The sequence below is a fragment of the Actinomycetospora sp. genome (genome assembly GCF_055612215.1).
The window spans coordinates 1-8,439 of the sequence record NZ_JBVPVA010001137.1 but is presented as its reverse complement, the minus strand read 5'-3'; the positions used below and the strand labels follow the sequence as shown (position 1 = coordinate 8,439).

Here is an 8,439-nt window from a genome sequence, read left to right as displayed (position 1 = left end):
CTAGCTTGCTAGCATCCTAGCGTGGCCGACGAGGTCAAGCAGTTCAACGTCTACCTGCCGGTCGAGCTGATCAAGCAGGTCAAGTTCCGGGCCCTCGAGACCGAACAGTCGCTCTCCGCGCTCGTCGCGGAGGCCCTGCGCGCGCACCTCGCGGCCCCGCGCGACGAGGAGGGATCGTCATGACGGCTGTCGACGGGATCGGGTCCGTGGTCCTCGAGACCCACAACTGGGGCCGGACCGCGAAGTTCTTCACCGCCCTGGGTCTCGAGCTGGACTTCGAGACCGATCACCACTCGGGGCAGTTCCGGGCTGGCGAGGGCCCGACGGTGTTCGTCGTCGAGGTCCCCGAGGACCAGCAGCCGAGGATGCAGGTCGTCCTCCGGGTCCCCGACGCGGACGCCTACGAGCCCGACCCCTCCCTCGACGTCGTCTCGCCGTTCGAGGACACCCACTACGGCACCCGCGAGATGGTCGTCCGCGACCCCGACGGGCGGACCTGGACGATCGCCGCGCCGGGCCGGAGGTGACCGGCACCGACGTCGTCCCCGACCACACCGCGGTCCGGGTCGCCCTGTGGCGGGCGCGCCACCTCGAGGTCGACGCGTGGCCCCCGGTCCTCGACGACTCCCCGGGTCTCCTGCTCGCCGACCCCGGGCCCGACTGGCGCGACCGCCCGGACATGGACCCCGACGCCACCCGCGGGGCCCGCGCCGGGACGGTCGGGCGGGCCCGCGTCGTCGACGACCTCGTCACGGAGGCCTTCGACGCCGGCGTGGCGCAGTACGTCCTGCTCGGGGCGGGGCTGGACACCTACGCGCTGCGCCACCCCGACCTCGCCCCCCACCAGCACGTCTTCGAGGTCGACCGGCCCGGGACCTCGCAGTGGAAGCAGCGCCGCATCGCCGAGCTCGGGCTCCCGACGCCGCCGGGACTGCGGTACGTGCCGACGGACTTCGAGTCGGAGCGGTCCTGGTGGGACGGGCTCCGCGCCGCCGGGTTCGACACCGGACGCCCGGCCGTCGTGTCCTCGACCGGCGTGAGCATGTACCTCACCCGGGAGGCGAACACCGCCACGCTGGCGTGCCTCGCCCGCCTCGCCCCCGGATCCACCCTCGCGATGACCTTCCAGCCCCCGTCGGAGCTGCTGGGCGCGCGGGAGCGGCACTTCCGCGACGTCTCGGCCGCCGGGGCCGCGGCTGCGGGGACGCCGTTCCTGAGCTACTTCGCGCCGGACGACGTCGTCGCGCTCGCCCGGGCCGCCGGCTTCCGGGAGGCACGCGTCCTCGACGCCGACGAGATCAACGCCCGGTGGTTCGCGGGCCGGTCCGACGGTCTGCGCGTCACCCGGGCCGAGGAGTTCCTCCTGGCCACGACCTGAGCGGACCGCCCGCCGTCGGGTCGGGTCAGGCGGCCCGACGACCGCGCAGCCGGGCGAGCACCCGCGTCCGGCGGTCGGTGGCGGCGGTCTCGCCGACGGCGTCGCGGCAGTCGGGGCAGCGCGCCGCGGGCGGGCTGGCGAGCGAGGCCGCCCAGACGGTCTTCGCGCAGGCCGAGAGGTGCGCGCCGGAGGCCGGGTCGTGGTCGACGACGGCGTGGTCGCGCCCGTCGAGCGCGCACGTGAGCCACTGCATCCGGACGGCCGGGCGACCGCCGTCGGGGGAGGGTAGCGGGAGCGTGCTCATCACGCGCCCTCGAGCAGGTCGTCGAACCCGCCGGCCTTCACCTCGGCGAGCAGGCTGCCGAGCTCGGAGCGGGTCAGCAGGAGCGCGGGCTCGTCGGGGAAGCGGGAGTTGCGAACCGCGACCCGGGTACCGCCGACGGCCGCGAGCTCGACGCAGTTGCCGAGCTTCCCGCTGTAGCGGCTCTTCCGCCACTCTGCGCCGACCAGGCGCGATGCCGAAGTGTGCATGGGTCGAACTCCCCGTCTTTCCGCACGTGCCGCTTGCCGTGCGATCGACGGTAACACCGGCCGCGAGCAGATGCATGTGCAGGCTGACCGCGCGTGTCGGTGCGGACGCGCGCCGTGCTCAGCCCAGGCCGGCGCGCAGCTTGCCCAGCAGGCCGCGGGTCTCCTCGGGGCTGTAGGCGTCGATGGTCAGCTGGTCCATGACGCGGGTGTACTCCTCGACCTCGGCCTGGCGGTCGAGGTAGAGCGCCCCGGTGAGGCCCTCGATGTAGGTGATGTCCGGGACGTCGGGCTCGGCGAACCGCAGCATGGTGAACGCCGCCTCGCCGCCGTAACCCGACAGCGCGTTCGGTACGACCTGCAGCGTGACGTTCGGGCGGCGCGACATCTCGGCGAGGTGGTCGATCTGGCCGGCGAGCACCTCGTGGCCGCCGATCGGGCGGTGGAGCACGGACTCGTCGACGACCGCCCAGAGGCGCGGCGCGTCGGGCCTGTCGAGCAGGCGCTGCCGGCTCATCCGCACCCGGACGCGCTCCTCCACCGTCGCGTCGGCGGTCTCCGGGTGCCCCCGGGTGACGATCGCGCGGGCGTAGTCCGCGGTCTGCAGCAGGCCGGGCACGAAGAGCAGCTCGTAGGTCTGGATGCGGACGGCCGCGGACTCCAGGCCGACGTACTCGGAGAACCACTCGGGGACGGCCGCGCCGGAGCGCTGCCACCACCCGGCCTCGTTGCTGCGGCGCGCGATCTCGAGGACGTGCTCGCGCCGGGTGGGATCGTGCTCGCCGTAGAAGGTGAGGAGGTCCTCGACGTCGCGCTGCTTGAAGCCGACCTTCCCCGACTCCATGCGGCTGATCTTCGACTCGCTGCCGCGGATGTGGTAGCCGGCGGCCGAGCGCGTGATGTCCGCGGCCTCGCGCAGACGCCGCAGCTGGGCACCGACGATGATCCGTCGCGCGGTGGGGCCCGGGTCGTCCGGCCCGGGCGCGTCCTGCGGGTCGGGCTGCTCGCTGGCCACGGGTGTCCTCCGGTCGCCCTCGGGGTGGGCCGTCGCTGTGGGCCCACTCCTCACGGCCCGGAACGGGGAGACTACAGGTCGTCGGGGGATTCTCGTACGCTTCGACCCTGATCGCCGCGGCGCGGCGCGCGCCCCTAGGGTTCTCATCGGGCCGGGCTCCGTCCGGGTGACCGCCGCCGGCCCGAGGACGACGAGCAGTGAGGACACGCATGGCGAGCACGGCCCGCTCGGCGCAGCCGACCGGCGAGGCGCCCGGCCCGGTCCGGGTCGACCGGGAGAAGGCCAGCATCGCGCGGGTCTACAACGCCACGCTCGGGGGCAAGGACAACTACGCGGTCGACCGCGAGGTCTTCGCCCGGATGCAGGCCGTGGTCCCCGAGGTCCAGCAGCTCGCCCTCGACCACCGCGCCTTCCTCATCCGCGCCACCCGCTTCATCGCGACGCAGACCGGCGTCGTGCAGTACCTCGACTGCGGCTCGGGGCTCCCGACGGCCGAGAACACCCACGAGGTCGCGCAGCGCATCGCGCCGACCTCGAAGGTCGTCTATGTCGACAACGACCCGTCGGTGATCGCCCACGGGCGCGCGCTGCTCGAGGACGACGACCAGACCCTGTTCATCGCGGCGGACATCTTCACGCCCAGCCAGGTGGTCGACGACGCGACCGTGCGCTCGTTCCTCGATTTCGACCGGCCCATCGCCCTGTTCCTGCTCGGTGTGCTGCACCACTACGACGGGACCCCGACGCCGGCCGAGATCGTCGCGGAGTACGTCGACGCGTTGCCGTCGGGCTCCTACCTCGCGCTGACGCACTTCCTCGACCCCGAGGACGAGGACAGCGAGGTCGCGCGCCGCATCGAGCACGTCATGGTCAACAGCCCGATGGGCACGGGGCTGTTCCGCACCCGCGCGGAGATCGAGGCGATGATCCCGCCGCAGCTCGAGCCGGTGGAGCCCGGCCTCGTCCAGGTGTCGCAGTGGTGGCCCGACGGCCCGTGGCTCCGCCCGCACGCCCCCGCGCAGCGCTGCGCGGTCGGGGTGGTCGCCCGCAAGCCGTGACGCCGCCGCCACCACGGGCGGATCGGGCGACCGGGACGTAGCGTCGGGTGACGTGGTCGGCAGCGGGGTCGCGACGGGCAGCTGGCGGGATCTGCTGGCGGCCGGGCGCCGCGGGACGGTCGCGGTCCTCTGCGGCGGGGTGCTGCTCTTCGCGACCGACACCTACGTGACCGCGAGCCTGCTGCCCTCGGCCGTGGCCGAGATCGGCGGCGAGCGCTTCTACGCCTGGGTCACCACGGTCTACCTGCTCACCGCCGTCGTCTCCTCGGCCCTGGTGGGTCGGCTGCTCGCGGTGTGGCCGGCCCGGCGGGCCTACGTCCTCGCGCTCGTGGCCTTCGGGGTCGGGACGGCGGTCGACGCCGTCGCGCCGGACATGGCGGTGCTGCTGGTCGGGCGGGCCGTGCAGGGTCTCGGTGGCGGTCTGCTGGCCGGCCTGGCCTACGCGCTGATCCGCTCCGCGCTGCCGCAGCGCCTGTGGACGCGGGCGAGCGCCTCGATCTCGGCGATGTGGGGCGTCGGGCTGCTGGTCGGGCCCGCGTTGGGCGGGTTGTTCGCCGAGATGGGGCGGTGGCGCCTGGCGTTCGTCGTGCTCCTCGGGGTGACGGCGGCGGTCGCGGCCGGGGTGCCCGCCGGGCTGCGGCGCTCGTCGCGCGCTCCCGCGGTCTCGCCCGGCCCGTTCCCGCTGCCCTCGATCCTGCTCGTGGGCGGGGCGGCCGCGGTGCTCTCGGTGTCCGGGCTGGCCGTCTCCGGCGCGGGCGTCACCGGGCGGGGGATCGGGGTGGCGGCCGGCGGCCTGGTCGTGGCGCTCGCACTCCTCGTGGGGCTGGTGGTCGTGGAGCACCGGGCCGGGGACGCGGGCGCACGCATCCTGCCGGAGGCGACCTTCCGCGCCGGGCGGCTGGCGGCGCTCTACCTGACGATCGCCGCGATGATGGCCGTCGCCGCGGTGGAGGCCTTCGTCCCGCTGTTCGGGCAACGCCTCGGTGGCCTGGAGCCCGTGGTCGCGGGCTTCCTGGGCGTGGCCCTGGCCTCCGGCTGGGTCGCCGGGGAGATCGTCAGTGCGAGCGTCGGCCGGGCGCGGGCCGCCGGCACGGTCGGGCCGTGGGTGGTCGTCGTCGCGTTCGCGGTGCTCACGGCGACCCAGCACGCGGACGCCGCGCCGGCGACGGTGGTGGTGTGGGCGGTGTCGCTGGCCCTGGCCGGCGTGGGGATCGGGATCGCCTGGCCGCACCAGTCCGCCGCGGCGATGTCGCCCGGGGTCGCCGACGAGAGCGCCGGGACGGCCGCCGACGACCGCGAGGGCGACCGGGCCTCGGCCGCGATCACGATGGTGCAGATGCTGGCCTTCGCGCTCGGTGCCTCCTACGCGGGGGTCGCGGTCGCGCTCGGCAGCGCACCCGTCGTCTCGGCCCGGCTGCTCTTCGGCGGCCTCGGCGCGATCGCCATCCTCGGGGCGCTGGGCGCGGTGCGGGCGCGGCCCGCGCTGTAGGCGGCACGCGCTCAGCGGTGGGCGCGTGCGAGCCAGGTGTCCATGCCGTCCCGGTCCGGGTCCATGATCGCCGGGACCGGCCGCCCGAGCGCCCGCGCCTGCTCGCGCACCGTCGTCCACTCGTCCAGCGCCCAGCCGCGCGACCCCAGCCACCGCGTGGGGACGTCCGGCGGGCCCTCGTCGACGAGCCGGGCGAACTCCGTGATCGCGGGGTCGGACCCGACGTGGTCGGACACCGCGGCGGCCGGGTCGCGGTCGGTGTACTCCACCGCGACCGCGCTCCCCGGCGCCGACAGCTCGGTGAGCCGGTCGAGGAGCAGGTCGGCGGCGTCGGCGGGCAGGTAGATCAGCAGGCCCTCGAGGAGCCACGTCGTGGGCACGGCCGGGTCGAACCCGCCCGCGCGCAGGGCCGCGGGCCAGTCCTCGCGCAGGTCGATCCCGACGCCGCGGTGCGCGACGGTCGGCGTCAGGCCCTCGGCGATCGCGTCCCGGAACGCCAGCACCTCGGGGACGTCGACCTCGAAGATGACGGTGCCCTCGGGTTGCTGGAGACGGTAGGCGCGCCCGTCGAGCCCGGCGGCCAGGATCACCACCTGCGGCGTCGCGTGCTCGGCGACGACGCGGTCGAAGAAGCACGTCCGCACCGGCAGGAAGTCGCCCATCGCGGCGGTGAGGTCGCCGCCGCCCTCGCCGTCGGCGTCCGGGGGGACGTTCGCGGCCTGCTCACCGATCCTCTCGACGAGGGCCTCGGCGAGCGGGTCGTGGAAGAGCGCGTCCGGCCGGCGGGACTCGGCGGCGCGCTGAGCGGAGACGACGAGCGCGGTCCAGCCGACGCCCTCGGGGATGGTGGGTGCCACGGGTGCGGCATCCCCGGATGCGGCCTCGCCCACACGGCCGACCCGTCCCCCGACACGGGCCCGGGCGAGGTCCCCGCGTCGCGGCCCCGGGACCGTCACCATCTGCGGCGTGCCGACCCTCCCGCGCCCGCCGCGCCCCTTCCTGGTCGCGGTCCTCGTCGCCCTGCTGTGCAGCTGCGCGGGCCCCGGAAGCGCGCCCGCCGCCGCGCCCGCGCCCGGGCCGCCGTCGACACCCACCGTCGCGCCGGGGACGCCCGTGCCGCCGGAGCCGTCGCCGGCGGTGCCCACGGCGTCCGCCCGGCCGGGGACGTTCCCGCTGCCGCCGGGCGCCACCGTCGTGATCGACCCCGGGCACAACGGCCGCAACGGGCCGGGCTCGGGCATCGACCACCCGGTGCCGGACGGGCGGGGTGGCACGAAGCCGTGCAACACCACCGGGGCGAGCACCGCCGACGGCTACCCGGAGCACGCGTTCACCTGGGCGGTGTCCGGGCTCCTGGCCGACCGGTTGCGTGCGCGGGGCTATCGCGTCGTGCTCACCCGGGACTCCGACGACGGCGTCGGGCCCTGCGTCGACGTCCGGGGTGCGGCCGGGGCCCGTGCGGGTGCGGCCGCCGTGATCTCGGTGCACGCCGACGGCGGGGCGACCAGCGGGCACGGCTTCCACGTCCTGTACTCGTCGCCGCCGCTGAACCCCGCCCAGCGCGGGCCCGCCCGGACCCTGGCCGACGCCGCCGTCGCGTCGATGCGCGGCGCCGGGTTCACACCCGCGACCTACATCGGCCGCGGCGGCCTGGACGCGCGCGACGACATCGCCGGGCTCAACCTGGCGACGGTGCCCAGCGTGCTCGTGGAGTGCGCCAACCTGCGCAACCCGGCCGACGCCGCGCTCGTGCGCTCCCCGCAGGGGCGGCAGCGCCTCGCGGACGCGCTCGCGGCCGTCTTCGCGTGATCATGAGCACCTGGCTCGGTGGACCCCGACCGGATCCCCGACCAGGTCCAGCACCGACCGCAGGCCCCGCTCGCCCAGCCGGTGCTCCGCCGGCAGCACGAACACGCGGCACCCGACCCCCACCGCGCCGCCGTCGCGGGCCGGGTTGTCGCCGACCATGAGCGTGGCCCGGGGGTCGGCCCCGAGCGAGGCGCAGGCCGCGCGGAACACCGCGGGGTCCGGCTTCTCGGCGCCGAGCTCGCAGGACAGCGTCCACGACCCGACGAGGTGCTCGAGCCCTGCGTCCCGGGCGTGCACGCGGATGTCCCACCCGATGTCCGACACCACCCCGACCGGCACGTCCCGCGCCGCGAGCGCCTCGAGCACCTCCGCGGTGTCCGGGTAGGGGACCCACGCGTCGGGGGCGCGCAGGACCTCGAGGGCGGTGTCCTCGGCCCCGGCGAGCGCCGGGACGTGCGAGAACCACGCGCGCATGGCCTCGCGGTGTGCGTCCTCGGACAGGTCGCGGCCGTCCTGGGCGGCGACGACGTCCGGGCGGGCGGCGGCCCTCGCGACGTCGGCGAGCGCGGCGTCGAGGTCGAGGTCCCGCCCCGTCGCCGTCGCGACCCGCGCCAGCCAGGTCCGGACATCGACCATGTGGAAGAGCGTGTTCGAGAAGTCGAACAGCACGGCGCCGAGGGCCGGGACCGGGGCGCGACGCTCGTCGTCGGTCGGCTCGTAGGCGGCGGTGAGGTCGAACAGGGCGCGCACGGGGCGTCAGTGTGCCGTGGCCCGCCGGGGTCAGGGCCGCCGTGGTGCGGGGACGACGGGGCGCGGCGCGGCGGGCCCGGCGACGACGAGCGCGGTCGCGTTGTCGGGCGTCCCCCCGGCCCGTGCGGTGTCGACCAGGGTGCGCGCGAGCGCCGGGGCGGGGACGTGGGCGACCAGGCCGGCGAGGCGGGCGGGGTCGAGACCGCGGTGGACGCCGTCGCTGGCCAGCACGAGCGTCGCGGGCGCGGGCACGGCCGTCAGCCCGATCTCGGTCGCCCCGCGCACCGTGCGCACGCTCGTGGTGAGCACGTGCTCGAGGTGCCCGGTGACCGCGACGCCGGCCGCGCGCATCTCCGCCGCGACGGTGTGGTCGTGGGTCAGCAGGTGCAGGTCGCGGCCGTCGGCGGACCAG

At 75.9% G+C, this 8,439-nt stretch carries 12 protein-coding genes; 6 read left to right on the top strand and 6 right to left on the bottom strand.

The window, feature by feature from the left end:
* Window positions 1–21 precede the first annotated feature (21 nt).
* From AC0CYZ_RS30695 to AC0CYZ_RS30685, 3 genes are read left to right on the top strand one after another with little or no spacing between them, the layout of a single operon-like run.
* Complete coding sequence (locus AC0CYZ_RS30695; RefSeq protein ID WP_472221901.1) at window positions 22–183, top strand: CopG family transcriptional regulator; 162 nt, start codon at window positions 22–24, stop codon at window positions 181–183.
* Entirely contained in the window at window positions 180–527 is a 348-nt protein-coding gene (locus AC0CYZ_RS30690) for a VOC family protein (protein WP_472221900.1), read from the top strand. Before AC0CYZ_RS30695 ends, AC0CYZ_RS30690 begins: the two co-directional genes overlap by 4 nt.
* Complete coding sequence (locus tag AC0CYZ_RS30685) at window positions 524–1,378, top strand: class I SAM-dependent methyltransferase (RefSeq protein WP_472221899.1); 855 nt, start codon at window positions 524–526, stop codon at window positions 1,376–1,378. Before AC0CYZ_RS30690 ends, AC0CYZ_RS30685 begins: the two co-directional genes overlap by 4 nt.
* Before the next feature lie 25 nt (window positions 1,379–1,403).
* On the opposite strand, the gene AC0CYZ_RS30680 is transcribed toward AC0CYZ_RS30685, so the two are convergent.
* The 3 genes from AC0CYZ_RS30680 to AC0CYZ_RS30670 all read right to left on the bottom strand — a co-directional run bounded on the left by AC0CYZ_RS30680 (window position 1,404) and on the right by AC0CYZ_RS30670 (window position 2,921).
* Window positions 1,404–1,682, bottom strand: a complete 279-nt coding sequence (locus AC0CYZ_RS30680) for a hypothetical protein (protein ID WP_472221898.1) — start codon at window positions 1,680–1,682, stop codon at window positions 1,404–1,406.
* Window positions 1,682–1,909, bottom strand: a complete 228-nt coding sequence (locus tag AC0CYZ_RS30675; protein WP_472221897.1) for a DUF397 domain-containing protein — start codon at window positions 1,907–1,909, stop codon at window positions 1,682–1,684. The genes AC0CYZ_RS30680 and AC0CYZ_RS30675 overlap by 1 nt, the downstream gene beginning before the upstream one ends.
* A 118-nt stretch (window positions 1,910–2,027) precedes the next feature.
* The gene (locus AC0CYZ_RS30670) at window positions 2,028–2,921 is read right to left on the bottom strand and encodes a helix-turn-helix domain-containing protein (RefSeq protein ID WP_472221896.1); all 894 of its coding nucleotides are present in this window, start codon (window positions 2,919–2,921) and stop codon (window positions 2,028–2,030) included.
* 209 nt (window positions 2,922–3,130) lie between these two features.
* Here AC0CYZ_RS30670 and AC0CYZ_RS30665 point away from each other — a divergent pair, with 209 nt between their 5' ends.
* On the top strand, window positions 3,131–3,979 hold the full coding sequence (locus AC0CYZ_RS30665) for an SAM-dependent methyltransferase (RefSeq protein WP_472221895.1): 849 nt from the start codon (window positions 3,131–3,133) through the stop codon (window positions 3,977–3,979).
* 52 nt (window positions 3,980–4,031) lie between these two features.
* Window positions 4,032–5,468, top strand: coding sequence for an MFS transporter (locus AC0CYZ_RS30660; RefSeq protein WP_472221894.1), 1,437 nt, complete (start codon window positions 4,032–4,034; stop codon window positions 5,466–5,468).
* Window positions 5,469–5,479: 11 nt separating this feature from the next.
* On the opposite strand, the gene AC0CYZ_RS30655 is transcribed toward AC0CYZ_RS30660, so the two are convergent.
* The gene (locus AC0CYZ_RS30655; RefSeq protein WP_472221893.1) at window positions 5,480–6,325 is read right to left on the bottom strand and encodes an SAM-dependent methyltransferase; all 846 of its coding nucleotides are present in this window, start codon (window positions 6,323–6,325) and stop codon (window positions 5,480–5,482) included.
* Between the two features lie 109 nt (window positions 6,326–6,434).
* Between AC0CYZ_RS30655 and AC0CYZ_RS30650 the strand changes: the two genes are divergently transcribed.
* Window positions 6,435–7,277, top strand: coding sequence for an N-acetylmuramoyl-L-alanine amidase (locus tag AC0CYZ_RS30650; protein WP_472221892.1), 843 nt, complete (start codon window positions 6,435–6,437; stop codon window positions 7,275–7,277).
* On the opposite strand, the gene AC0CYZ_RS30645 is transcribed toward AC0CYZ_RS30650, so the two are convergent.
* Complete coding sequence (locus AC0CYZ_RS30645; RefSeq protein ID WP_472221891.1) at window positions 7,278–8,027, bottom strand: HAD family hydrolase; 750 nt, start codon at window positions 8,025–8,027, stop codon at window positions 7,278–7,280.
* 30 nt (window positions 8,028–8,057) lie between these two features.
* The coding region (locus tag AC0CYZ_RS30640; RefSeq protein WP_472221890.1) for a PP2C family protein-serine/threonine phosphatase at window positions 8,058–8,439 on the bottom strand (382 nt) is incomplete at its 5' end.

Bases quoted from the DNA above. Each gene is read 5' to 3' on its own strand.
- AC0CYZ_RS30680 (WP_472221898.1), bottom strand. From the start codon at position 1,682: ATGAGCACGCTCCCGCTACCCTCCCCCGACGGCGGTCGCCCGGCCGTC.
- AC0CYZ_RS30690 (WP_472221900.1), top strand. From the start codon at position 180: ATGACGGCTGTCGACGGGATCGGGTCCGTGGTCCTCGAGACCCACAAC.
- AC0CYZ_RS30675 (WP_472221897.1), bottom strand. From the start codon at position 1,909: ATGCACACTTCGGCATCGCGCCTGGTCGGCGCAGAGTGGCGGAAGAGC.
- AC0CYZ_RS30665 (WP_472221895.1), top strand. From the start codon at position 3,131: ATGGCGAGCACGGCCCGCTCGGCGCAGCCGACCGGCGAGGCGCCCGGC.